Below are 25465 nucleotides of genomic sequence, written 5' to 3' on the forward strand. Positions count from 1 at the left end.
GAGGACGCTGCGGCAATGAATATATCACTTCTTACGCAGATTTCACCGCCCTTACCATGCGGTCTTTCCCCTGCAGGTCTTTTTTCAACACCACATCGGTAAATCCGCTCCCGGAAAAAAGGGCGGTGGTAGCGGGGCCCAGGTCTTCGTGTATCTCCACATAGATCTTCCCGCCGGGCCGCAAATGCCGGCCGGCAAAATGGGCGATCGTCCGGTAAAACAACAGGGGATCATCATCTTCCACAAACAGTGCGAGGTGCGGTTCATGCTGCAACACATTTTCCCGCATCGTGGCTTTATCTTTTGCAGGTATATAGGGAGGATTGCTCACAATAACATCTACTTCCGGCAGGGAAGGCCAGTTAGCAGGCTGCAGCATATCCACGTGAATAAATTGTACAACAGTGCCAAGGGCTTGTGCGTTTTTCTGCGCCACCTGCAACGCACCGGCACTTACATCACAGGCATACACGGCAGCAGCAGGCAACTGGTGCTTTAGCGCAATGGGAATACATCCGCTGCCGGTACCAATATCCAGGATACGAAAATCCGGTTTCCAATTTTCGGCTTCCGGCTTCAGACCTCCGACTTCCGACTTCCGGCTTCTGACTTCTTCCACCACCCACTCCACCAACTCCTCAGTCTCCGGCCGCGGTATCAGCACCTGCTCGTCCACATATAAATGCAGTCCATAAAACCAGGCTTCGTTCAGCACATACTGAACGGGCTTGTGCGTGAGCAGCGAGGCAGTATAGCTGGTGAGCTGGGAAACTTGTGTAGCAGAAAGGAGTGTTGCTTTGTGAATGATCCGGTCAATCTTCTTCAGCCCGGTCAGGTGTTCCATCACCCAATCGGCAATATTAGCCGCTTCGCGGTCTTCGTAAACAGGGGTCAGTTGCACAGCCAAATACTGCCTGGCATCATGAATCGTCATGCTGTAAAATTACGGGTTTCGTGTTTCGTGTTCCGGGTTGCTGCCGCACAAGTAGCTACCCGTCCAAAGGTTACCGCTTTCGGTCCTTTGCATTTTAGCGGCAAGCTACGCCTAAACGACCCGAAACGCTACACCCGGAACCCGAAACCATCGTATCTTTGCGGCTTCTTGATTAAGATCATTCACCTTTGACAGTACACGAAACATACCTGCATCGCTGCCTGGAGCTGGCCCGGCAGGCCGCCGGCTACACAGCGCCCAATCCCATGGTGGGGGCGGTGCTGGTATATGATGGACAGATCATCGGCGAAGGCTTCCACCGCCAATATGGTGGGCCGCATGCCGAAGTCAACTGTATTGATTCCGTGAAAGACACCGATCGCCACCTGATCGCATCATCTACGATGTACGTATCACTGGAGCCTTGTGCCCATTTTGGAAAGACGCCCCCTTGCGCCGATCTCATCATCCGGCATAAAATACCGCAGGTCGTTATCGGTTGCCGCGATCCCTTTGCGCAGGTAGATGGAAAAGGGATCGAAAAATTGGAAGCCGCTGGTACTAAGGTCACTGTGGGCGTCCTGGAACAAGCTGCCACGGAGCTGAACAAACGTTTTTTCACCTTTCACCGGCAGCACCGGCCTTACATCATACTCAAATGGGCGCAAACAGCCAATGGCTGCATCGGCAATCAAGATCATGCGCGTTTACACATCAGTGGTGCAGGAACGAACCGCCTGGTGCACCGGTGGCGCAGTGAGGAGGCGGCCATCCTGGTGGGCACCAATACGGCCCTCTTTGATGATCCACAGCTCAATACCCGGTTATGGAGCGGGCCGGATCCGGTGCGGTTGGTAGTGGACATGGATCTGCGACTGCCTTCCTCGCTCAAACTGTTCGATAAAACAGTGCGTACCATCGTATTCAATACCCGGCAGCACGAAGAACAGGGTAACCTGCTCTACTACCAGGTCACCAAAGACGTCAGCCTCGTGCACCAGATCGCCAATGCCTTGTACCAGCAGAAAATATTGAGCGTACTCGTTGAAGGCGGCGCGCGCTTACTGCAATCATTCATTGATGAAGGCTATTGGGATGAAGCCCGCATCATTACCAATGAGGAATTATTTGTGGAAGGCGGTATCGCCGCACCGGTATTGGGCGCGGCAAGGGTAGTGGAGCAACAGCAATTAGGAACAGACACCATAAGAACAGTGAAGCCCGAAGTCTGAAGTCAGAAATCTGAAATCGGTAATCGGAAGTTCGGATATAGTGCAGGAAGCTTGCCGCAGCAAGAACTTCAGACCTCCGACCTCCGACTTCAAACTTCAAAAACAACCAACAATGATTAGTATGCAGGATCAGGACTTCTATTACACCGTGGAAAAATCCGGCACCGCAGAATTCAAAGACAGGGGCAGTAAATTCATCGCCTTTGCCTTTCCGATCAATACCGTGGAAGAATTTAAGCAGCGACTGGAAGAAGTGAAGAAAGAACACCCGAAAGCCACCCACCATTGCTTTGCTTACCGCATTGGCACCGATAAAAACACCTTCCGCGTCAGCGACGACGGCGAGCCTTCCGGCACAGCCGGCAAGCCCATCCTCGGACAAATAGACAGCAAAGAGCTCACCAACATATTGATTGTTGTAGTTCGTTACTTCGGCGGTACCCTGCTGGGCGTACCCGGCCTCATCAATGCGTACAAAAGCGCTGCTGCTATGGTATTGCAGTTAATGCCGGCCACCCAACGTTTCATCGAAGTGCCTTATGCCATTCACTTCGACTATTCCCAAATGAATGACATCATGATGATCGTAAAGCAACTAAACTGCACCGTCCTCGAACAGGACCTCGGCCTCTTCTGCCACCTGAAGATCGGCATCTCCAAAGCCCGCCTGCAGGAAGCACTATACAGGCTGAATGATATAAGAAACATAGAAGTAAAGAAAGCCTGAAATCTGAAGTCAGAGATCAGAAGTCAGTATACAGCGCAGGAAGCCCGCCACAGCAAGCTCTTCAGACCTCAGACTTCAGACCTCAGACCTCCTGCCTCACAATCATTTGAAGCGATCACTAACTATTAAGTCTTTATTCCCTGCCGTATACTTATAAAACCCTTCCCCGCTCTTCGCGCCCAAATACCCCGCAGTCACCATATTCGTCAGCAGCGGACAAGGCGCATACTTCGGGTTACCGAAACCTTCATACAACACATTCAGGATAGAATAACAAACATCCAGCCCGATAAAATCGGCCAGTTGCAGCGGTCCCATGGGGTGGGCCATGCCCAGCTTCATCACGGTGTCGATTGCTTCCACACCGGCCACGCCTTCATACAAGCTGTAAATCGCTTCATTGATCATGGGCATCAGGATGCGGTTGGCAATAAAGCCGGGATAATCATTCACCACGCAGGGCACCTTACCCAGTTGTTGACTGAGCGATACAATCTTTTCCGTTACCTCTTTGTCCGTAGCATAACCATTAATAATCTCTACCAGCTTCATCACCGGTACGGGGTTCATGAAGTGCATGCCAATCACCTGGGCAGGTCGTTTGGTAGCGGCAGCGATCTTCGTGATCGAAATAGAAGAAGTATTCGTGGCCAGGATGGCGCCGGCGGGCGCTGTCTCATCCAATTGGCGGAATATCTTTAGTTTGAGGTCAACATTTTCGGTGGCGGCTTCTATCACCAGTTGCGCGGGCTGAACACCTGCGGCCAGGTCGGTAACGGTAATAATATTGGCCAGGGTAGCCGCTTTCTGCGCTTCCGTGATCGTGGCCTTGGCTACCTGCCGGTCCAGGTTCTTGCTGATCGTCTGCAGCGCCTTCTCCAGTTGGGCCGCGTTAACATCTATAAGCTTTACATTAAATCCACTTTGCGCAAACACGTGGGCGATGCCATTGCCCATAGTGCCCGCACCGATAACTGCAATGTGTTGAAGTGACATGACAAACGTTTGGTTTTAATTACGCAGCGTCCCTTCTGGAAGGCGCTGCCTAGAATACAACAAGCCGGGCAAATGTAGCAGATTAGCCGTAAATTATACATACCCGCCCCCGCATGACCAAAATCAGTCCCCCAGCCAACCGCCGTCACCTTCCAGGCAACCTCTTTGTCCCACCTTTACCGGGTAATAAAACACAAGATTATGTCCACTATAGTTCATCCTTCCGTACCGCAAACCTATTCGCCCGTACAGCAAAATACTTCTGTCCTCAGCCGCTTCTTTGCCTGGGCAAAAGGCCAGGAAGAGCGCCGTTTCATGTGGCTGGCCCTGGCCATCGGCGGCCATGGTTGTGTACTAACCCCTTTAACTATATTATTGATTGTAGCCCTAACCGGTATGAACCTGGCCTTGTTCATGACAGCCCTCTTTGCCATGGCGATAGCGCTCATCGTCAACCTGGCGGCCATGCCTACAAAAATCACCATTCCGGTATTATTTGTCAGTGTGCTGGTAGACTTGGGGGTGATTGCCACAGCGGCAGGAATGGCCCTAAACTAGTCCGTTCTTTTTTCATAATAACAGGTGCTGGCCCTTACCGGATGATTGTGCCGGTGAGGGCTTTTTTACTGCCCTGGTTCGTGTCCCACGAACCAGCATGGCGCACAAACCATTCGGCCTTATTGCGTATCTTTGCCCCATGCATCAATGGAATACCCTAACTGAAAAAGAAGCTTTCTATACCCTTGTAGAAGACTCAGCCGAAAAACCGCAGATCATATTCAAAGACAGCACCACCTGCGGCATCAGCGCCCACGCAAAGTATAAGCTGCAGAGCGGATTTGAACAAATTGCCGGAAAAGCCGCCTTCCATTACCTGGACTTACAGGCGTTCCGCCCCATCTCCAACCTCATTGCACAGGAACTGAAAGTCACCCACCAGTCGCCGCAGATCATTGTACTGAAAGATAAAAAGGTAGTCTATACTACTTCGCACCATGCTATTGATCCCGGCGCTATAGCGCGGCATTTGTAATCAGTCGCCAGCCTCTGGCTGGTGACGCCTATTGGTGAGCCTCCGGCTCACAGCAGCAGCACCATCAGCAGCAAGGATGAATAGGTATTCTAACAGGATGATCATACATTTGATTCCATACATCGTATGACCATCCAATACTGCTCCGACCTCCACCTGGAACTACCCGACAATACAAAATGGCTAAAAGCAAATCCCATTGTTCCTGCTGCAGACATCCTCATATTAGTAGGTGATATCATTCCTTTTGTAACAATGGAGCAACGTGCGGATTTCTTCTCCTCCCTGTCCGATCACTTTCAGGCTACCTATTGGTTGCCCGGCAACCATGAATATTACGGCGGTGACGTCATGCAGCGCAGTGGCAGCTTACGCGAAAACATCCGTAGCAATGTCTACCTACTTAATAACCATGTAGAGCAATTGGTGGGCTGCACCCTCATTTTCTCCCCCTTATGGTCTCATATTAGCCCGGCGGCGGAGTGGGATATTGCCCGCGCAGTAACCGATTATAGGTCCATTACCCAGGGTGGTGAGCGGTTCCTCCCCCTGCATAGCAATCGTCTTCATCGGGATTATTGGGCGTTTGTACAATCAGCCATTGTGGATGCTGTCAATTCCCGGTTTGGTTTCGGTTGAGTAATTATTGTGGTTTTCGTTTCGATGCAACTTTTTTATTCAGTTCTTCCAGGTCTTGCAAATCGTCTTGCGCAGCTTCGTATGCTTTTCGCTTTTTGTCAAAAATTGCATAAACCTCCTGTACTTTGTCTTCCATTTGTGCATTGCTGATGCTTCCCGGATTACGCAATACCTGCCGTTCATTGAACTCAAGTATTCTATCTACATTTTCCTTCCAGAAGCCAATGGTCAGGTTATTGCGGTTCTTCGCTCTCAGTTCGGCAGTTTCCAAAAATATCACGACAAGGCGATTTAAAGTATCGATTTCATCTTCAGTAAGGTAGTTCTTGGCAATGAATATGTCCTGTTTGCGCACAATGCTGCCTTTCCAGGAAGTAAGTGCCATATTCGGTTTGTCTGCATCAGCCCTGGTGACAATAATTTCAGCGGCTGTTTTCCCGGTAACGGCATACAGCAGCTTGTTTTGAGTTTCGGCAAAGAACATCTGGGTGGCTTTGTCAGTAGGGTCATAGTCGCTGCTCAGGGCAAACAAGTCTCTCACTTTTTGATAGAACCGTTTTTCAGAAGCCCGGATATCCCGTATCCGTTCCAGCAATTCATCAAAATAGTCCGGGCGGCCATCCGGATTTTTCAGACGTTCATCATCCATCACAAACCCCTTGATCATGTATTCCCGCAGGTTTTGATTGGCCCAAATACGGAATTGGGTCCCCCGTTTGCTCCTTACCCGGAAGCCAATGGCCAGTATCATGGCCAGCGAGTAAAAAGTAACTGTATATTGCTTGCCATCAGCGGCAGTACTTAAATATTCCTTAATAACTGAATTTTCTCGTAACTCATTTTCTTTCAGTATATTAGATATGTGTGTGCTGATGTTCGGCACAGAGGTGTCAAAAAGTTCTGCTAACTGGTTTTGATTCATCCATACATTGCCATCTCTGGCATAAAGCGCTACCGATGCTTTCCCGTCCGAAGTGTTATAAATAATGATTTCCTGCTTCTCCATAATGCAATCTGTTTTCAACTGGTCTTTTCTGATATATCGGGTAAAATTACTAATTAAATTAGTTTTTAGCTGATTGCTGACTTATTATTTGCCTACAGGAAATACCAGGACATTCATAAAATCGTGGAAGTGTTTAAACGATACAGTGAGTCAAATAAGACATACAAAAAAGGACATTTGTGCACGTTTAGACCAAAAACGGACATCCACATTGGGTAATGTTGATCCTATACATTACGTTTGTCGGGTTACGCTATGATGACAGGAAGACAGAAAAGCAAAGAGAAAGGACTGCAGACATACAGGATTTGTCAGGATTGGCAAGCCGGGAAGGGAGAAGCAGGGTAGGACAAAGCCGTACCAAAGGTACGCCAAAGCTATACCAAAGCCCACCCAAAGGTATAGTAAGAGTATTCAAATAGCGTACTAGGGTAAAAGGAGCGGTTTTCACCAAAAACAGCAGGGCAGCTGGCGCCCCTGCATCATCCATCAATCCTTCCGGATCAAATGCGTATATAAACACTGTACGATTGCGTTCAATCCGCGGGAACCACTGGCATCAGAACCATTCGTGATGGCCACAATGCCAAACTTTTCTTTGGGCTCAAAGAACATCGTACTGTACAAGCCATAAGCCGCACCGGTATGCCCCTTCATCACCTTACCCTTGATCAGTGAATCCCACGTCACAATAGCCAGGCCATATCCCTCCTTCTCAGAGATCCTCGATTGCATCAGCCGCGCACTTTTCTTCTTGATGATCCTTTTCCCATGGTACCGCCCAAGGTTCATGTGCATCATCATATAGTGGGCAAGGTCAGTGGCGCTTATTTTCATACCACCTGTAGGGGAGAAGAGCGGAGCACTATAGCCCATGGTATATTGAGCGATCTCTGCACTGCGGGGTGCATACGCAGCGGGGGAGGGGATAAATCTGCCCGAATCTGCCCGGTATTCATAAATCGTGGCAAAGCGCGAGGTATCCAGCGAATCCACACAATAACCGCCATACAGGCCAAGCGGATCGAGGATATGATGTTTTACATACTGATCAAACCGCTCACCCGATACGCGCTCCAGGATCGTACCCGCCAGGTTAAAATTCAGGTTGCAATACCGGTAGGCCGTTCCCGGTTCATAATCACTGAAGCATTTTGCCCAGTTGCGATTCTTGCCGGGGTTGATCACATGCAGGGTAGAATAACCCTGACTATCATTGAGACCCGAACGATGCGACAGCAGCATGCGCAGGGTGATCACTGTTGCGGGAAACTGCGGGTGCCGCACGCTAAACCCGAGCAGGTCACTCACATCATCATCCAGGGATAGCTTCCTGGCTTCCACCAGTTGCATGATAGAAGTAGCCGTAAACGATTTGGAGATGGAGGCGATGCGGAACAGGCAGGAATCATTAAGCGGGGTATTGGTTTCGATATCCTTAAAACCAAAGGAATGCGTGTAAATGATCCGGTTGTCTTTAACAACAGCCACGGCAAGGCCCGCCATTTTCGACTCCTGCATCAATTCCTGGATGCGGGCTTCCGCTTTTTCCGGCTGCCCCATACCATGCAGGAAAGTGCAGGCAACGAAAATAACGGTATGAAATAGGGCAAAATAAGCAGTCCGTGACATGGGGCAATAGAATGGTTGAAGACGGAAGCTATTGAAAAATAACCGGTATCACAAATCCGCAGACGGACCCCTCTGCGGGCAACGCCCGTCTCTTTCCATTTTTGATCATTTTTTTCATTTTACTACATAACTACCACCCGCATTTGGAAACCATCCGTTTGGGTAGGTATGTTTGTGTCGTGATATTACAACGGGCAGTAAGGGAGCAACAAAAGAAGAAGCAAAAAGAAGCCAGGAAACAGTACGTATAACTATAGATCAGCTAAAGATACTCTATAGATACTCTATACCTGGACTATGGGAACTCTATACCTAAGCTATACCTACGCTATACCTAAGCTATAGTTTGCCCATTTCACGAAAATCAGCGGTTTTAGCCAAAAACAGCAGGGCTGCTGGCGCCCGGCACGCAGGTAAAAAAAACTGCCGGTATTAGCCGGCAGCTTTAATATCGTTTTTGGGAAAATAACCGCACTATGCGACCATTCTGAATGCTGTATTCTCTCTACTTACTATTCTTAAAATCTCCCCGCTTCCACGCCTTAATAAACTCCGCCCAGGCCATGGGGTTGAAAATATTCTGCGGAGGCGTCTGGCCATAATAAGTAGCCCGGCGGGCATTATTATTCAGCAGGAGGTTGCTGTTTTCGCCGCCATCCCGCGGAAGGGTGCGGGCCAATACACGTCGCTTGGATTCATCATTATTCTTGCGGGCCGTTTCCAGGGCATCATCCGGCACGGGGACATTCACGAAATCCCGGTCAAACTGCTCCTTCGTAGGCCGCGGCTTAATGATCGTCGCCGGCAGGTATTCCGCATCCGTCACCATCAACTGGATCAGGCTGTAATGATTGCCTTCCAGGTCGCGGGGGATCTCCGCCAGTTTGGGCTTATAACCGATAGAAGTGAATTCGATCACATCGCCTTTTTGCACCACGATCGAGAACACACCCTGTTCATTCGTCTGCGTACCACGGCGCTCGCCTTTGATCGTAACACTCACAGAGGGAATCGCCTTCAGGCTGTCTGCTGTCATCACCACACCATACAACTGGATCACGGAATCCTTCAACTTTTCAAATTGGGCATCGGCCAGGAACGGAAAGGTCACGGCAAACAAAACGGCGAGTAGTAAATGTCTCTTCATGCGGTTCAAATATACAGGTTATGCCTAAATACGTTCAACAAAATCACCCGGTTATTGGTTAATTTTGCACCAATACGATCCATTTTAACAAAACTATTAGATGATGACCCCCGACAAAGTTTTAGAGGCGTTGAGTAACGTGCAGGAACCAGATCTTGGAAAAGACATTGTGACACTTAACATGGTGAAAGACATTGTCATCGAAGGCAACTACGTATCCTTCACCGTCGTGCTCACCACACCGGCCTGTCCCATGAAAGACATGATCCGCATGGCCTGTGTAAACGCCATTAAACTCTTATTAAACAAGGAGGCCACTGTAAAGGTCAACTTCACTTCCCATACCACCACCAACCGCAAGGATACCCGCGCAGTACTCCCCAACGTCAACAACATCATTGCCGTCGTGAGCGGCAAGGGCGGCGTGGGCAAAAGCACTGTGGCTGCCAACCTGGCGCTGGCCTTTGCAAAGAAAGGGGCCCGGGTGGGACTCATGGATGCCGATATCTACGGCCCCAGCGTGCCCATTATGTTTGGCGTGCGCGGCGAGCGGCCCATGATGAGGCAGGTGGAAGGCCAGGAAAAAGGCATGATCGTGCCCCTGGAGCGCTATGGCATCAAGCTCATGAGCATTGGCAATTTGGTCGATGAAAAGAATGCGGTCGTCTGGCGCGGGCCCATGGCCAGCAGTGCCATCCGCCAGTTTGTGACCGATGTTTTCTGGGACGAGCTCGATTACCTCTTTATTGATATGCCCCCCGGTACCGGCGATATCCACCTTACCCTCCTGCAAACGGCCCCCGTTACGGGCATCGTGGTCGTGACCACCCCCCAGGACGTGGCCCTGGCCGATGCTAAAAAGGCCATTGCCATGTTTGGCCAGGCCCAGATCAAAGTGCCCCTCATCGGGTTGGTGGAAAACATGAGCTACTTCGTACCGGCCGAGCTGCCCAATAACAAATACTACATCTTCGGCAAGGAAGGTGGTAAAAAGCTGGCCGAAGAGTACGAGATCCCCTTCCTGGGCCAGATTCCCCTGGTGCAAAGCATCCGCGAAGGTGGCGACATTGGCATTCCCGCCATGGTGGGCGACGATCCCATCACCAAACAGGCCTTCGAAGAATTCGCCGCCAACACCATCCGCAGCATCTCCATGCGCAATGCCAGCATGAGCGGTCAAAAAGTTGCCGAAATAATTGAATAACAACCTCTTTTCATTTCGCTATGCGGGGCTTGCAGCCCCGCATTTTTATTATATGGCTTTCAGCCATGCGGCTTGCAGAACTCCCTCATTATATTACCTTTGTACAACACTAAAATTTTATATCCTTAAAAATCACCACATGAAACTCAAAACCTGTTGTTTACTGCTCCTCGGCTTTACGGTAATAGCTACTCCTGCCTGTACCCGTAAAACCGTCATCGTCAAATCCTCCAAACCCCTCCCGCCCGGCCAGGCCAAAAAACTCACCGGCGCCAAGTCCGCCAAACAATACGCCCCCGGCCAACAAAAGAAACAATAAGCAGAATGAGTGGCGAGGAATCCCGCCTGCATCTTATCACCCCAAAACATCGTTTCACGCAAAACCCCACTTTCACAACAGGCGATTTTTTTACCTTCGCCCCATGTACCATTTACCTTATTTCAAAGAACCCGACTTCGCCAAGATCAAAGCCTTCCTGCACGCCCACCCCTTCGTCATGCTCTCTGGAGTCGACGCACAGAACAAACCTGTCGCCACCCAGGTGCCCCTGCTCATCAGCGAGAAGAACGGCCAGCTCACCTTCCGCGGCCACCTCATGCGGCAAACCGATCACCACAAAGCCTTTATACAAAATCCCCACGTACTGGCCCTCTTCACCGGCCCGCACACCTATGTCAGCGCCAGTTGGTATGCCAACCCCCAACAGGGATCTACCTGGAACTACATGAGCGTCCACGCCAAAGGCGAATTGAAATTCCTGGAAGAAGCCGCCCTGCTGGACATATTGCGCGACCTCACTACCCATTTTGAAGGCGGCCCCAATACGCCCGGTGGCTTCGACACACTGCCCCGGGAATACATACAACGGCTCGTCAAGGCCATTGTGGGATTTGAGATCACGGTGACGGACATAGACAATGTTTTCAAGCTCAGCCAGAACCGCGACGAAGCCAGTTACCACCGCATTATAGACAAATTGAAGCAGGGAACGGCTGACGCACAATACATTGCCCGGGAGATGGAAGAGCGGACATCACAATTATTTAAACACGCCTAGGGGTTTATATTTAGAAGAATTATGTAATCTTGTGATATGAAAGGGATCAAGGAAACCGTAGAATTAGTTTTAATACTTGGATTAGTGGTCGCCTGTCACGCCACCCGGAAAAACGACAAAGCAGCGGATAACAGCAATAACCAGCCATTGAGCAAAACAGCCACCTTACCGGCCTTCGACAAAGAAGGGCACCGCGGTTGCCGCGGCCTCATGCCGGAAAACACCATCCCCGCCATGCTGAAGGCCGTTGACCTCGGCGTCACCACCCTCGAAATGGACGCCGTTATCACTAAAGACGGGCAGGTCATCCTCTCCCATGAACCTTTCTTCAGTGCTGCCATTGCCACAAAGCCCGACGGCACACGCGTCACTGCCGCCGAAGAGCGCGGCCTCAACATCTACCAGATGACCTTTGCCGAAACGCAGCGGTATGATGTAGGCATGGCCGTCAATCCCGGCTTTAAAGAACAGCAGAAACTGGCAGTCACCAAGCCCTTGTTAAGTGCAGTCGTTGATTCGGTGGAAGCATACACCAAAAAGAAAAACGGCACGCCCGTCTTTTACAACATCGAGACCAAGTGCAATCCCAAAACCGACAACCAATACCACCCCGCGCCCGAAGAATTTGTGGAGAAACTCATGGCCGTCATCTCGTCAAAGCACATCGAAGACCGCGTCATCATCCAGTCTTTCGACTTCCGCACCCTGCAGATCATACACACCAAATATCCCGCTATCAAAACAGCCGCCCTCGTGGCCGACAACCGCGGTCTCGAAGAACACCTCAAACAACTCGGATTTACCCCCACCATCTACAGTCCGCTTTACACCCTCGTAAAACCGGAGCTCGTAGAGCAATGCCACCAAAAACAGATCAAGATCCTTCCCTGGACCGTCAACGACAAACCCACCATCGAAAAACTCAAATCTCTCGGCGTCGACGGCATCATCTCCGACTACCCCAACCTGTTTAATTAGTGCCCAACACCCACTCTTCCTTACCTTTGCCCGTCTCAAACCAACACTATGAACACTTCCCTCCAAGGCAAAACCGCCGTCATTGGCGGCAGTACCCAGGGCATTGGCCTGGCCATCGCCCAGGAACTGGCCACTATGGGCGCTACCTGCATCCTGTTAGCCCGCAATCAGCAGGCGCTGCAGGAGATCACGGCCGCATTGCCCGTACCGTACCAGCAGCAACATAGTTATAAAGTGGCCGACTTCGCCCACCCCGATCAGGTGCGGCAGGCCATCACAGCTATAGTAGCCGCTACACCTGTGCACATCTTAATAAACAATACCGGTGGTCCGCCGCCCGGGCCCATCGCGGAGGCGGCCGAAGATGCCTTCCTGACGGCCTTCAACCAGCACATCATCTGCAACCAGATATTGGTAAAAGCGGTCATACCCGGCATGAAGGAAGCTGCTTATGGCCGTATCATCAACATCATTTCTACGTCGGTGCGCATACCCAACAAAAACCTTGGTGTGTCCAATACCATTCGCGGGGCTACGGCTTCCTGGGCCAAGACCCTATCCAATGAGCTGGCGGCTTTTGGTATTACGGTCAACAACATCCTGCCGGGTTATACCAAAACCCAGCGACTGGACAGCCTCATACAGAACAATGCGTCACGGCGCAAGGTCGATCCCAAAGTCATTGAACAGGAAATGCTGAATGAAATACCGGCGAAGCGTTTTGGCGAGGCCGCCGAACTGGCAGCCGTTGCCGCCTTCCTCGCATCGCCCGCCGCCGGCTACGTCAACGGCGTCAGCATCCCCGTCGACGGCGGTAAAACCGGCGTGATATAATCTAGAAAAGAACAGAAGCAAACGCCCATGACATTTGAAAACAGTCTAACCCACGCCCAACAACTCGATCAGCAGGATCCGCTGGCCCCATTCCGCCAGCAATTCATCATCCCGGAACACAACAACAACAAACAACTCTACTTCCTCGGCAACTCTCTCGGGCTCCAACCGCGGCGCACGCAAGTTCACCTGCAGGAAGTCCTCAACCAATGGGCGCAATACGGCGTCGAAAGCTGGTTCATGGGCGAAAAGCCCTGGCTGCAATACCATGATACGCTTACAACTCCGCTGGCCAACATCGTAGGCGCGTTGCCGCATGAAGTCGTGGTCATGAACCAACTTACGGTCAACCTGCACTTACTGATGGTCTCCTTCTATCGGCCGCAGGGAAAGCGCAACAAGATCATTTGCGAAGCCAAAGCCTTCCCCAGTGATCAATACATGTTCGAGACCCATGTAAAACACCTGGGCTTCAATCCGGAGGAGGTCATCATAGAAATCGGCCCGCGCGCAGAAGAGCATACCATCCGCACGGAAGACATACTACAGGCCATCGAACAACACAAAGACGAACTGGCCCTGGTACTATGGGGCGGCATCAACTACTATACCGGCCAGGTCTTCGACATGGCCGCCATCACCAAAGCGGGCCAGGCGGCAGGCGCCAAAGTAGGATTTGATCTGGCGCATGCAGCGGGCAACATACCGGTGCAGTTGCACCAATGGAATGTAGATTTTGCTTGCTGGTGCAGTTACAAATACCTCAACAGCGGCCCCGGTGCGATCGGCGGCGCCTACATCCATGAGCGTTACCACAATGACAATTCCCTGCAACGTTTGGCCGGCTGGTGGGGATACGACAAAGCCACGCGCTTTCTCATGCAAAAAGGTTTTGTGCCGGTAGCTTCAGCAGAAGGATGGCAGTTGAGCACACCTTCGCCCTTGCTCTATGCAGCCCACAAAGCCGCATTGGAAATAGTGGAGGAAGCGGGATGGGACAACATACAGGCCAAAAGAAAAAAGCTCAGCAACTGGCTATGGTTCCTGTTGGAAGAAGTGAATACCACTACCGCTGAACCGGTCATTGAATTCATCACACCGCGAGAGGAAGCAGAGCGCGGTTCCCAGGTCTCCATGCTCATGTTGCGCGATGGCAAAAAGATCTTCGACGAGCTCACCAAGGCCGGCATCATCGTCGACTGGCGCGAGCCCAACGTCATCCGCCTCGCCCCCGTACCATTGTACAACACCTATCAGGAAGTCTGGCACTTTGCAGATACATTGCTGGATATTTTGAAAAACAAAGTATAAACGATACTGGCGCAAGTAGGCAGCCTGGCTATGAGCTCAGCGTACTTGTGCCACAAACAACAACAAATGACACGCGAACAACTCATTCACCAAATCAAAACAAAGCAATCTTACCTCTGCGTAGGCCTCGACACCGACATCACCAAAATCCCCAAACACCTCTTATCCAAGCCCGAACCCATCTTCGAATTCAACAGGCGCATCATTGACGCTACCAAAGACTACTGCGTCAGCTACAAGATCAACACCGCTTTCTATGAAGCACTGGGATTAATAGGCTGGGAGGCCATGGAAAGGACCGTGGATTACATCCCGTCCTCCCACTTCAAAATTGCCGATGCCAAGCGCGGCGATATCGGCAATACCTCTTCACAATATGCCAAAGCATTCTTTGAGACCATGGACTTCGATGCCATCACCGTGGCGCCCTACATGGGAGCCGATAGCGTCAAGCCTTTTCTGGAATACAAAGACAAGTGGACCATCCTGCTCGGACTCACTTCCAACAGCGGCGCCGCCGACTTCGAACTGCAGCCCGCAGGGGAGGGGTTACTCTATCAAAAAGTACTGACCACGGCGGCACAGTGGGGCAATCCCGGCAATCTTATGTATGTAGTGGGTGCTACACAGAGCGACTGGTTTGCGGACATCCGCAAAATAACCCCCGATCACTTCTACCTCGTGCCCGGCGTAGGCGCCCAGGGCGGCAGCCTCAAAGAGATCTCTGAAAAGGCCATGAACAAGGATGTAGGCATTCTCGTCAATGCCAGCCGCGCCATCATCTATGCATCTAATGGAGAAGACTTTGCCACAAAAGCCAAAGAAGTGGCGAAGGAATACCAGCAGGAAATGGCGGGTTATCTCAAATAACAATCCTTAAATACCCAGTTGCTTTTTCGTTTTGGCGGGCAGTTTTGCAGCTACCAGGGTATAGGCCTGTTTAGCAAAATATTCCCATTCCTTTTTGGAAAGCCGGTTGATATCGTCCACATACACCCATTTATGACGGGCCAGGTAGGGCGCCGGTTTGAACCCTGCGCGGCTGCTCACTTCGTCAAACTCCTCATCCGATACCTTAAAAGAAGCAGTAGGCGGCACCATATCAGGCGCAGTAATAATGAACATCTTATCACCTACATTAAAACAAAGGTGATCTTCCCATTTAATATCTTCCGTTACGGCTGGAAATTGCTTGCAGATCGACTGGATACCTTCAATCGTCATGACAGGGTATTTAAACTTATGATCGGTTCTTCAGTCGCCAGCCTCTGGCTGGTGACGGGTATTTCAAAGCCTCTGGCTTTGCTACCTACCACACCTCCGGCTTGCCCGGCACAAACGCAAAGATAGCAGTTGCCCAAAACAAAAACGGGGCCGCATCCGTTACCGGAGCACCCCGCTTGTTGAGAGTCTCGACTCTGCTGACTGCAAAAGTTGAGTTATAGACCTGTTAGTTATAGCACTTGTCGAAGCAAACGCACTGCCGACTGCCGGTGTCCTCACCTCAAATACTCTTCGTCTTCTTCTTATCCTTCTTATTATCATCATTCACATCAAACGCAATATTATGCCCGATCGTCACATCTCCGAAGCTGGTCTTCACCCGCACATTCGAGCCGCCGCCACCAGCTTTGCCCGAATACCTGAAATCAAACTTGGGCCCATGGTCTTCATCATCCCCTTCCTTCTTGATCGCAAAGCTCGTCTTATTCTTCACCTCACAAAAACTCGTGCTGATGTCGAAATTGGCGGATAGGCCGGTATTCACATCCAGGAAAAGCTGGGTGAAACTATTCTTCACATCCAGGTTCTTTACATCATTTTCCACGCCCACCTTAATACTGCTGTGTTCAAAATTGGCTTTCACTTCACCCGACAGCTTATTAATAAGGCCCCGCGAGAACTTGATCGTCACATCACCATTGTCCATGCTGCCGATATTGGCTTTGCCAAACTCTACCTGTACCTTGGCATAACCGGTCAGGTTACCGGTGGTCAGACTGCCAAACTTGCTTTCAAGGCTTACTTTCCCTTTATAATCACCGATTGTCATAGGGCCGAATTCATTACCGGCATCCAGTACATTATTGGCCGGCAGATACACGGTGTAGTCAATATCAAAACTTTGCTTTTCCCCCTTGCCGCGGTGTTGGTTATTATTCCCGATCTTCGTTTTGAACCAAACGCCGTTGCCTCCCTTACCATCCTGTATCTCGATAATATCGAGGATCTGCTGTGCACGTTCATCAGTGCCTGCTTCGGCAGTGATCACTACATCAACCTTCACCTCATTCTTATCCCACGTATTGATCTTCATCTCGCCAAACTGGTTACGCAGGGAGATCTTGTCACTACTGCTCACGGAATAAGATTTCGAATACGTCTTCTTCTTTTCTACCATCGGGTCTTCGCCGGCCAGCACTTGCTGGGTGCCGAATGAGAGGGCAGTGATCAATAAACTCGTGCTATATGCTCTTAGAATTGCTTTCATCGCTTCCTGATTTAGATTTTTTGATTTGTTGGATCACCTGTAGCTGTTGGTTCAGCAATTCGGTCTGCAGCCGCAAATTCTGAATCATCGCCTCCAGTAACTGTTCCCTGTTCGGGTTCGTAGGCAGCTCTTGCTGTAAACTTTTATAAGCACTGTCCAGCCTCGTAATATCCGTAAGGAACTGTTTATATAATGCAGGGTTATCCTTCTCAATTTGTTTTAGCTCATGTTGCTTCAGCTCGATCAACTGGGTAAAATGATACACCTCTTTGGCATAAGTAGAGTCGATATCCTTCAGCAACACATCGCCGGAGGCCTGGTTTTGCTTGCCGGGCTGCTGTTGCGCAACTTGCGGATCATTACCTTTTTGCGGGTTAAACAGGTGGAATACACCATACCCGGCCAATACAAGGATAGCGGCAGCGGCACTCCAGCGCAGGATCTTCATCGTGACCGTTCTTCCCTTTTGTTGGGAAGCGGGGCGCAGTTCCTGCTCCAGCTTGCTCCAGATCTGCGGGGCCGGTTCATCCGCATCAAACTCATCCCGGTGATTACGCATAAATTCTTCAAAACGGGTACTCATGACAATCCTCCTTGTTTTATAATAGAGAGTAGTTTTTGTTTCGCTCTTACATATTGGGTGCGTACCGTGTTGTGCGATATGCTCAATATGCCTGCTATCTCTTCATGGTCATAGCCTTCCAGCAGGTAAAGGCTCAGCACCGTCCGGTAGCCATCCGGTAGCTTCTGTATCGCGCGCTTCACTTCGGTTACCTGGTATTGCATCTCCTCTTCGTTCACGGTTTCCTCCTGCGCCAGGGCATACACGGCATCTTCATTGTGCTCATTGATCTCCACAAAATGCGCCCGCCTTTTGCGCAGCGTATTGATCGACTTATTGATCACGATCTTCTTCAACCAGGCCCCGAACGTGGAGCGGTAATGAAAATCGTGCAGTGAACGGAAGGCGTCCAGGAAAGCTTCCTGCAGTACGTCTTCTGCATCTGCGGAATTATTCACGATCCGCAGGCTCGTGTTGTACATGGCTTTGGAATATCGTTGGTACAACTGTTGATAAGCCGGGGAATCCCCTCGTTTACAACGTTCTACCAATTCATCCCGGATGGTGGTTGCAGTCAGCTCCAAAATGAATGTTTTAAATATTGTTCATAATAAGAGACAGGTGGATGAAACACATGTTGCATATCCATTAAAAAAATCTTGTTCCCAGCCTCCCAATGCAGGAAATTGCAGGTTGTTACGCGGTTACACCCAAAGAACCCGGAACCCCGAACGCGAAACCCGGAACTTTAAAGTTCTGCTATTCAAAGACTAACACCTGATAGCTATTTTTTCCTACATTGCAGCATATTGTCAAAATCAGCTACTATGGCCGCCAAAACCGATCAGTTTGTAAGCCCCGACTACTTTGTCCTGGATGAACTATTGACGGAAGAACAAAAACTTATCCGTGAATCTGTCCGAAACTATGTCAAAAAAGAGATATCGCCCATCATTGAAGACTATGCCCAGCGGGCCGAATTCCCGGAGCATATCGTAAAACAATTGGGCGAGCTGGGCTGCTTTGGTCCCACCATCCCGGTGGAATATGGGGGCGGCGGACTGGATTACATCAGTTACGGCCTCATGATGCAGGAATTGGAAAGAGGGGATAGTGGAGTACGCTCCACAGCTTCTGTGCAGGGCTCCCTCGTCATGTTCCCCATCTATGAATACGGCAGTGAAGAACAACGGCATAAATACCTGCCCAAACTGGCCAGCGGCGAATGGCTGGGCTGCTTTGGGCTCACCGAGCCCGACCATGGGTCCAACCCGGCCGGCATGCTCACCAACATCAAAGATGCCGGCGATCACGTCATCCTCAATGGCGCCAAAATGTGGATCAGCAATGCGCCTTTTTCCCAGGTGGCAGTTGTTTGGGCCAAAGATGAACAAGGCGACATTCGCGGTGTTATAGTAGAGCGCGGCATGAAAGGGTTCTCCACGCCCACCACGCACGGCAAATGGAGCCTGCGGGCCTCGGCCACGGGCGAGTTGGTGTTCGACAATGTACAGGTACCCAAAGAAAATATCCTGAACATAAAAGGACTGAAAGGTCCGCTGAGTTGTTTGACAAGGGCCCGTTATGGCATTGCCTGGGGATCGGTAGGCGCGGCGATGGATTGTTACGATACAGCCCTGCGTTATTCGCTGGAGCGGGTACAGTTCGACCGTCCCATTGGTGGTTTCCAGTTGCAGCAGAAAAAACTGGCGGAAATGATCACGGAGATCACCAAAGCGCAGTTGCTCAACTGGCGGCTGGGCGTATTAATGAATGAGCACAAGGCCACACCGCAGCAGGTGAGCATGGCCAAGCGCAATGGATGTGAAATTGCAGCCGACATTGCTCGCGATGCCCGGCAGATGCTGGGTGGTATGGGCATCACCGGCGAATACGCCATCATGCGCCACATGATGAACATCGAAAGCGTCATCACCTACGAAGGCACCCACGACATCCATTTGCTCATCACCGGCATGGACGTAACAGGACTGAATGCCTTTAAATAAATAACAGATCTTTAATTCCCCGCAGTGTCTCCCGCAGGGACGCTGCGGAAAAAAGATAATAAATGAGAATCATCCTCATAGGTTTCATGGGCTCCGGCAAAACGCACTGGGGATTGCAGGTGGCACACCGCCTTCAACTGCCTTTCTTCGACCTCGATGAAGAAGTCGTAAAAGCAGAAGACAAAACCGTGGCAGATATCTTTGCAGATTCCGGGGAGGAATACTTTCGGCAATTGGAAAAACAAACCATGGAAAAACTCGTGGAAGACAACGAATCCCTGGTGCTCTCCTGTGGTGGCGGTACGCCCTGTTTCTTCAACAACATTGACTTCATGAAAAAAGTGGGCATCGTCGTATGGCTCAATACCCATGTGGATGTCATACTCCAGCGCCTGCTCAAAGAAAAAGCAAAACGGCCGCTTATCAAAGACATTGATGATGAAGGATTGCGTACCTACATCATCCGCAAACTCAATGAGCGGCGGATGTACTACGAGCAGGCCGATGTGGTCCTCGATAAAGAAGATGCCATCTCCATGAATGATTTTATCCAAACTGTTTTACATGCATAAAGCTTTTCTGCAAACGGCCGCCTTGCTGGGCGCCCTCTCCGTAGCCCTCGGCGCCTTCGGCGCACATGGATTGAAAAAATGGGTGCCCGTTGAAACCATCAGTACCTTCGAAACAGGTGTACGGTACCAGTTCTACCACGTATTTGCTTTATTGGCGGTAGCCATCTTATTTGAGAAATTCCCCGGCGACTGGATGCGTTGGGCCGGCATCCTCTTCATCATTGGTATTGTTTTATTCTCCGGTTCCTTATACATCTTAACCGCTTTGAAAGCCACCAACACCGTTGGCCTCAGCGGCATCGGCGCCATTACTCCTTTCGGCGGCTTATTCCTCATCGCCGGCTGGATTGCCATGTTCGTCGCCATCCTGAAGAAGTGAGTAGTGAGTAATAAGCAGTGAGTAATTGCTCATAGTGGCGCCTCAAACGTCAACACACACTTCCCATCCCCTTCTACATGAAACGCGCCCCCTATACTCTCCATGCGTCTCCGCATATTATTAAGCCCATTCCCAAACCGGCGCAACTGCTCCGTATTAATCCCCACGCCATTATCCGTAACGCGGATGATCAGCATACTATCTTTAGCAATAATATCTATTTGCAAATGCGTCGCCTGTGAATGCTTCATCGCATTATTCAAGGCCTCCTTCACGCTCAGGAAAATATTCCGGCGTTTCTCGCCGCTGATATCAGCTTGTGGTATCACGGCCGGCAGGCGCACCGTACAATCAATAGGCGTGCTGTCGAAATACTCGATCGCATGCGCCCGGATATAAGCGATCAGGCTCTCCACCGTATCATTCGAGCTCTTCATCGTCCAGATGATTGTATTCATCTTACCCAGCAGCTCATTGGCGCTGTTCGATATCTTTTCCAGTTCGGGGATCGATTGATGCTTCATCTTCGTCTTCAGGATCTCGCTCATCAGGCGGATGGCGGTAACGCCTGAGCCCAGTTCATCGTGCATATCGGCCGAAATACGGTCCCGCTCGCCCTGCATCGCGGTCACCACGGCCATTTGCTTCTCAAACTCCTTCCGTTCATTCTCCAGCTTCAGCCGTTCTCTTTCCTTTACCCGCTCAATAATATCGCGACGGTTCTTCCAGGCAAGGCCCGAAAGGAAAAAAGCGAGCTCCAGTACAAGCCCGATCTCATAATAAAACAGCGCCCGGTTAAAAATGCCCCAGATACCATCGCTGTCTGCGATCTTCCACTTGAAAATAATAAACAGCAGGGAGAGGATCGAGAACACTACCAGCGACAGGTTGCCCAAAGCGAGGTAATTCAGCAGCGTATCTTTCTTCTTAATACTGTACACAATAAACGTGATCCCCACGATAAAGAAGATCAGCTTGATCACGAAATTCTCCATGATGCTCAGGATAACATACTTGTCTGTAAAAAAATAAAGCACGGAGAAAACAATACTGAACAGGAGCAGTACAAACCTCGACCAGCGCAGCAGCTTGTCCAGCCGGGGATGTTGCACCCGGGTATTAATAAACTGCCGGATGAATACCAGGTACGTAAAAACGCTGGCGGTCATAATCATCAGGTCCAGGTACTCTTCATAAAAATAATGAAAGGGTGAGGGCGACAGGTTAAGGAACGATTTCAGGAACAACAGGCTGGTCGTGCACAGCGTGTACAGGGCATAAAAAATAAACTCCTTGCTGCGGTTCTGCAGGTACACGGCCAGCGAATAAAAGATCATCATCAGCAAAATACCACAGGCCACATACGTAATAATATCCAGCAGGGAATCCTTCTCACGGATCGATTCGAGCCATTCCCGCAGGTAATCCTTTTCTATAATACGGGGTATAATATTATTAATATTCGTACGTACAAACTGGAAGCGGCAATAAAATACACTCGTTTCATGCGGCTTCAGTTTAATAAGAAGAGCGCCGGAGAATCGTTGGCTGTGCGAAACACTGTCCGGTACACGCGTAAAATGACCAGCGGGGCTGCCGGGCGATGCCTCGTACAATTGCATATACCGGCAATAAAAGCCCGGCATATAATACACTTCCTTGGCAGTATCGCCACTATTCGTCAAGGTAAACCGCTGGAAAATTTCTTTTTCCATGAAGCTGGCTGGAAGTACTTTACTGAGCGGCCGGTAGGGCAGGAGGGGGATGCGTTCTTCCGGTACCTTTCCCTTGGGTTGTACAGATACGCTGAAAGATTGCACCTCCGACCGGTAAAAACGTATTCTAGTGATATCTATCACCTCACTCGTATCCAATTGACCATAACTGTGCAGGTGGCTGCCAAGAAAAGAAACAAGAAAAAGAGTGAATAGAAGCATACCCACGCGAAGGCGGCGGGTTAGATAGCTGACCCTGAATGGTAGGTGCTCCCGGGATTTCATGTTGTTTGGCCTTCTAAAATACAATATTTACCTGCTTCCCAACGCTTTTATTTGTTTATAGGGCAGTTTTGTTCAACTACTTATCTTTGTAACCATGGCCAATCGCTTAAAATCGGGCAAAAGCAAAACACCTGATAACGACAAACTGAAACCTGAGAAGGAAGAACAGGTGACCGTCAAACAATTGGTAAAAGATGAACGTACCCATAAAATTGCCGGCACACTTTCGCTGCTGGCAAGTCTCTTCCTGTTTATCGCATTTACCTCTTACTTATTTACCTGGAGTGAAGACCAGGATAAAGTATTCCGGGGCGCTTCCATCTTGTGGCCCTCGGCGGGTGTGAAAACCACCAACCTGCTCGGCAACATCGGCGCTTACATCTCCCACCAGTTTTTTTACAACGGGTTCGGGCTCGCTTCCTTTTTATTTTGTACGCTCTTCTTTGTAATGGGGGTCAATGCCCTCTTTGGCAAAAAGATCTTTTCCATAGGGCGCAACCTGCGCTACCTCATCGTGGGCATACTCTTCTTTAGTGTGGCCTGCGCTTTTGTAGCAGGCCGCAGCCAGTTTACCTGGGGTGGGGCTGTGGGCTCCATGATCAGCGACTGGCTCGTGAGCCTTATCGGTAAAATAGGTACGGCCGCGTTATTGCTGGTGGGCGGATTGGCCTACATCATCTGGCGTTTCAATCCTGTCTTTAAAGTGCCTGCCTTACCGGCGAAAAAAGCGGGTGTGGAAGAAGCGGTATTGCCGGTCAATGAAGAAGAGCAGGAACCAGCGCCCAAACCCAAAAAGGCCAATAAACTGAAGAAAGGCGAACAGGTAGCCCCCTTACTGGAGCCCAAACTGGAAATAGATGAAGCCTTGCTCGAAGACATGCAACTCGTGGAAAAGGCCATGCCGGAACAAGAGGAACCTCCTTTCACCATAGACGAACCGGCGCCACCGGTACAAATACCACCGCCTGTAGCAACACCGCTACCGCCGGTCAACAAGAAGATGGAGAAGGCCAAACAGGCGGCCGCTTCACTCGAACTGGAGATCAAATCCATGCCCGAAGAACCGGTAACAGAAGAGAACGCAGCAGAAGGGGAGAAGGAACCGGAAGAAGAAGTCAAAGCGCCGGTTATCACCACGCCCTACGAGCCTACGCTCGACCTGCGCGATTATCAGTACCCTTCACTCGACCTGCTGGAACAGCACGGCAGTGAAAAGATCGTGCAGGACGCGGCAGAACTGGAGACCAACAAAAACCAGATCATCACCACCCTCAAGAACTACGATATTGACATCCAGAAGATCAGTGCCACAGTAGGGCCTACCGTAACCCTCTACGAGATCGTTCCGGCAGCCGGTGTCCGTATCTCCCGGATCAAGAACCTCGAAGACGATATCGCCCTCAGCCTCGCGGCCCTGGGTATCCGTATCATTGCGCCCATTCCCGGCAAGGGCACCATTGGTATTGAAGTGCCCAATGTGAAGAAGACAGTGGTGAGCATGAAAACCCTGCTGGCTTCCGAAAAATTCCAGTCCAACAACTTCAGCCTGCCGGTGGCCATTGGTAAAAAGATCGACAACGAGAACTTCATTGTAGATCTTACCACCATGCCCCACCTGCTTATGGCCGGTGCCACAGGACAGGGTAAATCCGTTGGCCTGAACGCCATCCTCGTTTCCCTGCTCTACAAAAAACATCCTTCCCAGCTTAAGCTGGTGCTCGTAGACCCGAAGAAAGTGGAGCTCACCCTCTACCGCACCATCGAGCACCATTTCCTGGCCAAGCTGCCGGGGGAGGAAGAAGCCATCATCACCGATACCAAAAAAGTAATTCATACCCTCAATGCACTCTGTATAGAAATGGACAACCGGTACGACCTTCTTAAAGAGGCCGGTACCCGTAACATCCGGGAGTACAATGAGAAATTTGTCAAGCGCCGGCTCAATCCCGAGAAAGGCCACCAGTTCCTGCCCTTCATTGTGCTGGTAGTGGATGAGTTTGCCGATCTCATCATGACGGCTGGTAAGGAAGTGGAAATGCCCATTGCGCGCCTCGCACAGTTGGCCCGGGCGGTAGGCATCCACCTCATCATTGCCACCCAGCGTCCTTCTGTCAACATCATTACCGGTACCATCAAGGCCAACTTCCCGGCCCGTATTGCCTTTAAAGTATCTTCCAAAATTGACTCCCGCACCATCCTCGACACCGGCGGTGCCGAGCAGCTCATTGGTAAGGGCGACATGCTCATTTCCTACAATGGCGAGCTCACCCGCCTCCAGTGTGCTTTCGTGGATACGCCCGAAGTGGAAAGCATCTGCGACAACATCGGCGCCCAGAACGGCTATCCCCAGGCCTTCCTGTTGCCGGAATACGTGGATGAAAAAGAACTGGAAGGCAAGGATTTTGACATGGGCGACCGCGATTCCCTCTTTGAAGATGCAGCCCGGATGATCGTTTCCAGCCAGATAGGCTCCACCTCCCTGCTCCAGCGGCGCATGAAACTGGGGTACAACCGGGCGGGTCGCCTCATGGACCAACTGGAAGCCGCCGGCATCGTAGGCCCCAGCCAGGGCAGCAAGGCCCGCGATGTCCTCATCAAAACCGAAATGGACCTCGAACAGCACCTGGCCAACTTTGGGTAGTCTGAACCTGGATTTAACTTTCCTCAGTCGCCAGCCTCTGGCTGGTGACGGGTATTTCAAAGCCTCTGGCTTTGAGCTTC

At 50.6% G+C, this 25465-nt stretch carries 26 protein-coding genes; 16 read left to right on the forward strand and 10 right to left on the reverse strand.

All coding sequences use genetic code 11. The features are described 5' to 3' along the window. Positions 1-31: 31 nt before the first annotated feature. Positions 32-934, reverse strand: a complete 903-nt coding sequence (prmC, locus tag HB364_RS10640) for a peptide chain release factor N(5)-glutamine methyltransferase (RefSeq protein WP_167287967.1) — start codon at positions 932-934, stop codon at positions 32-34. Between the two features lie 188 nt (positions 935-1122). Here prmC and ribD point away from each other — a divergent pair, with 188 nt between their 5' ends. Next, a complete protein-coding gene (gene ribD / locus HB364_RS10645) occupies positions 1123-2166 on the forward strand; it encodes a bifunctional diaminohydroxyphosphoribosylaminopyrimidine deaminase/5-amino-6-(5-phosphoribosylamino)uracil reductase RibD (protein ID WP_246228467.1) in 1044 nt (347 codons plus the stop codon). Positions 2167-2278: 112 nt separating this feature from the next. After that, complete coding sequence (locus HB364_RS10650) at positions 2279-2893, forward strand: IMPACT family protein (RefSeq protein ID WP_246228468.1); 615 nt, start codon at positions 2279-2281, stop codon at positions 2891-2893. Positions 2894-2995: 102 nt separating this feature from the next. On the opposite strand, the gene HB364_RS10655 is transcribed toward HB364_RS10650, so the two are convergent. Continuing rightward, complete coding sequence (locus tag HB364_RS10655) at positions 2996-3889, reverse strand: 3-hydroxyacyl-CoA dehydrogenase family protein (protein WP_167287968.1); 894 nt, start codon at positions 3887-3889, stop codon at positions 2996-2998. 201 nt (positions 3890-4090) lie between these two features. Between HB364_RS10655 and HB364_RS10660 the strand changes: the two genes are divergently transcribed. From HB364_RS10660 to HB364_RS10670, 3 genes are all read left to right on the forward strand, one after another. Beyond that, on the forward strand, positions 4091-4447 hold the full coding sequence (locus HB364_RS10660; protein WP_167287969.1) for a hypothetical protein: 357 nt from the start codon (positions 4091-4093) through the stop codon (positions 4445-4447). Between the two features lie 139 nt (positions 4448-4586). Then, positions 4587-4922 (forward strand): bacillithiol system redox-active protein YtxJ, encoded by a 336-nt coding sequence (gene ytxJ, locus HB364_RS10665; RefSeq protein WP_167287970.1) that lies wholly within the window; start codon positions 4587-4589, stop codon positions 4920-4922. Between the two features lie 126 nt (positions 4923-5048). Continuing rightward, on the forward strand, positions 5049-5561 hold the full coding sequence (locus HB364_RS10670; RefSeq protein WP_167287971.1) for a metallophosphoesterase: 513 nt from the start codon (positions 5049-5051) through the stop codon (positions 5559-5561). A 4-nt stretch (positions 5562-5565) separates the two neighbouring features. Here HB364_RS10670 and HB364_RS10675 read toward each other — a convergent pair whose 3' ends face one another. From HB364_RS10675 to HB364_RS10685, 3 genes are all read right to left on the reverse strand, one after another. After that, on the reverse strand, positions 5566-6567 hold the full coding sequence (locus HB364_RS10675) for a virulence RhuM family protein (protein ID WP_208419931.1): 1002 nt from the start codon (positions 6565-6567) through the stop codon (positions 5566-5568). Between the two features lie 489 nt (positions 6568-7056). Continuing rightward, the gene (locus tag HB364_RS10680) at positions 7057-8199 is read right to left on the reverse strand and encodes a serine hydrolase domain-containing protein (RefSeq protein ID WP_167287972.1); all 1143 of its coding nucleotides are present in this window, start codon (positions 8197-8199) and stop codon (positions 7057-7059) included. 505 nt (positions 8200-8704) lie between these two features. Beyond that, entirely contained in the window at positions 8705-9346 is a 642-nt protein-coding gene (locus tag HB364_RS10685) for a carboxypeptidase-like regulatory domain-containing protein (protein ID WP_167287973.1), read from the reverse strand. A gap of 103 nt (positions 9347-9449) precedes the next feature. Here HB364_RS10685 and HB364_RS10690 point away from each other — a divergent pair, with 103 nt between their 5' ends. From HB364_RS10690 to pyrF, 7 genes are all read left to right on the forward strand, one after another. Continuing rightward, complete coding sequence (locus HB364_RS10690; RefSeq protein ID WP_167287974.1) at positions 9450-10550, forward strand: Mrp/NBP35 family ATP-binding protein; 1101 nt, start codon at positions 9450-9452, stop codon at positions 10548-10550. A 139-nt stretch (positions 10551-10689) separates the two neighbouring features. Further along, positions 10690-10869, forward strand: a complete 180-nt coding sequence (locus HB364_RS10695; protein WP_167287791.1) for a hypothetical protein — start codon at positions 10690-10692, stop codon at positions 10867-10869. A 103-nt stretch (positions 10870-10972) separates the two neighbouring features. Beyond that, entirely contained in the window at positions 10973-11608 is a 636-nt protein-coding gene (locus tag HB364_RS10700; RefSeq protein WP_167287975.1) for an FMN-binding negative transcriptional regulator, read from the forward strand. A 36-nt stretch (positions 11609-11644) separates the two neighbouring features. Then, positions 11645-12586 (forward strand): glycerophosphodiester phosphodiesterase, encoded by a 942-nt coding sequence (locus HB364_RS10705; protein ID WP_167287976.1) that lies wholly within the window; start codon positions 11645-11647, stop codon positions 12584-12586. 48 nt (positions 12587-12634) lie between these two features. After that, entirely contained in the window at positions 12635-13420 is a 786-nt protein-coding gene (locus tag HB364_RS10710; RefSeq protein ID WP_167287977.1) for an SDR family oxidoreductase, read from the forward strand. Between the two features lie 27 nt (positions 13421-13447). Continuing rightward, positions 13448-14731: a kynureninase gene (gene kynU / locus HB364_RS10715; RefSeq protein ID WP_167287978.1), complete on the forward strand. Its 1284-nt coding sequence runs from the start codon at positions 13448-13450 to the stop codon at positions 14729-14731. Positions 14732-14797: 66 nt separating this feature from the next. Then, positions 14798-15601: an orotidine-5'-phosphate decarboxylase gene (gene pyrF / locus HB364_RS10720; RefSeq protein ID WP_167287979.1), complete on the forward strand. Its 804-nt coding sequence runs from the start codon at positions 14798-14800 to the stop codon at positions 15599-15601. A 6-nt stretch (positions 15602-15607) separates the two neighbouring features. Here the strand turns inward: pyrF and HB364_RS10725 are convergent, their stop codons facing one another. From HB364_RS10725 to HB364_RS10740, 4 genes are all read right to left on the reverse strand, one after another. Continuing rightward, positions 15608-15955, reverse strand: coding sequence for an MmcQ/YjbR family DNA-binding protein (locus HB364_RS10725; protein WP_167287980.1), 348 nt, complete (start codon positions 15953-15955; stop codon positions 15608-15610). Between the two features lie 280 nt (positions 15956-16235). After that, positions 16236-17222: a DUF4097 family beta strand repeat-containing protein gene (locus HB364_RS10730; RefSeq protein ID WP_167287981.1), complete on the reverse strand. Its 987-nt coding sequence runs from the start codon at positions 17220-17222 to the stop codon at positions 16236-16238. Continuing rightward, positions 17197-17805, reverse strand: a complete 609-nt coding sequence (locus HB364_RS10735) for a hypothetical protein (protein WP_167287982.1) — start codon at positions 17803-17805, stop codon at positions 17197-17199. The genes HB364_RS10730 and HB364_RS10735 overlap by 26 nt, the downstream gene beginning before the upstream one ends. Then, on the reverse strand, positions 17802-18368 hold the full coding sequence (locus tag HB364_RS10740) for an RNA polymerase sigma factor (protein WP_167287983.1): 567 nt from the start codon (positions 18366-18368) through the stop codon (positions 17802-17804). The genes HB364_RS10735 and HB364_RS10740 overlap by 4 nt, the downstream gene beginning before the upstream one ends. 243 nt (positions 18369-18611) lie before the next feature. Between HB364_RS10740 and HB364_RS10745 the strand changes: the two genes are divergently transcribed. The 3 genes from HB364_RS10745 to HB364_RS10755 all read left to right on the forward strand — a co-directional run bounded on the left by HB364_RS10745 (position 18612) and on the right by HB364_RS10755 (position 20744). Further along, positions 18612-19793: an acyl-CoA dehydrogenase family protein gene (locus HB364_RS10745; RefSeq protein ID WP_167287984.1), complete on the forward strand. Its 1182-nt coding sequence runs from the start codon at positions 18612-18614 to the stop codon at positions 19791-19793. Positions 19794-19855: 62 nt separating this feature from the next. Beyond that, positions 19856-20365 (forward strand): shikimate kinase, encoded by a 510-nt coding sequence (locus HB364_RS10750; RefSeq protein WP_167287985.1) that lies wholly within the window; start codon positions 19856-19858, stop codon positions 20363-20365. Beyond that, on the forward strand, positions 20358-20744 hold the full coding sequence (locus HB364_RS10755; RefSeq protein WP_167287986.1) for a DUF423 domain-containing protein: 387 nt from the start codon (positions 20358-20360) through the stop codon (positions 20742-20744). The genes HB364_RS10750 and HB364_RS10755 overlap by 8 nt, the downstream gene beginning before the upstream one ends. A gap of 29 nt (positions 20745-20773) precedes the next feature. Here HB364_RS10755 and HB364_RS10760 read toward each other — a convergent pair whose 3' ends face one another. Further along, on the reverse strand, positions 20774-22681 hold the full coding sequence (locus tag HB364_RS10760; protein WP_167287987.1) for a sensor histidine kinase: 1908 nt from the start codon (positions 22679-22681) through the stop codon (positions 20774-20776). Positions 22682-22838: 157 nt separating this feature from the next. Here HB364_RS10760 and HB364_RS10765 point away from each other — a divergent pair, with 157 nt between their 5' ends. Then, positions 22839-25385, forward strand: a complete 2547-nt coding sequence (locus HB364_RS10765) for an FtsK/SpoIIIE family DNA translocase (RefSeq protein WP_167287988.1) — start codon at positions 22839-22841, stop codon at positions 25383-25385. Positions 25386-25465: the final 80 nt, after the last annotated feature.

It is taken from the genome of Paraflavitalea devenefica, assembly GCF_011759375.1.
Classification (GTDB): Bacteria; Bacteroidota; Bacteroidia; order Chitinophagales; family Chitinophagaceae; genus Paraflavitalea; species Paraflavitalea devenefica.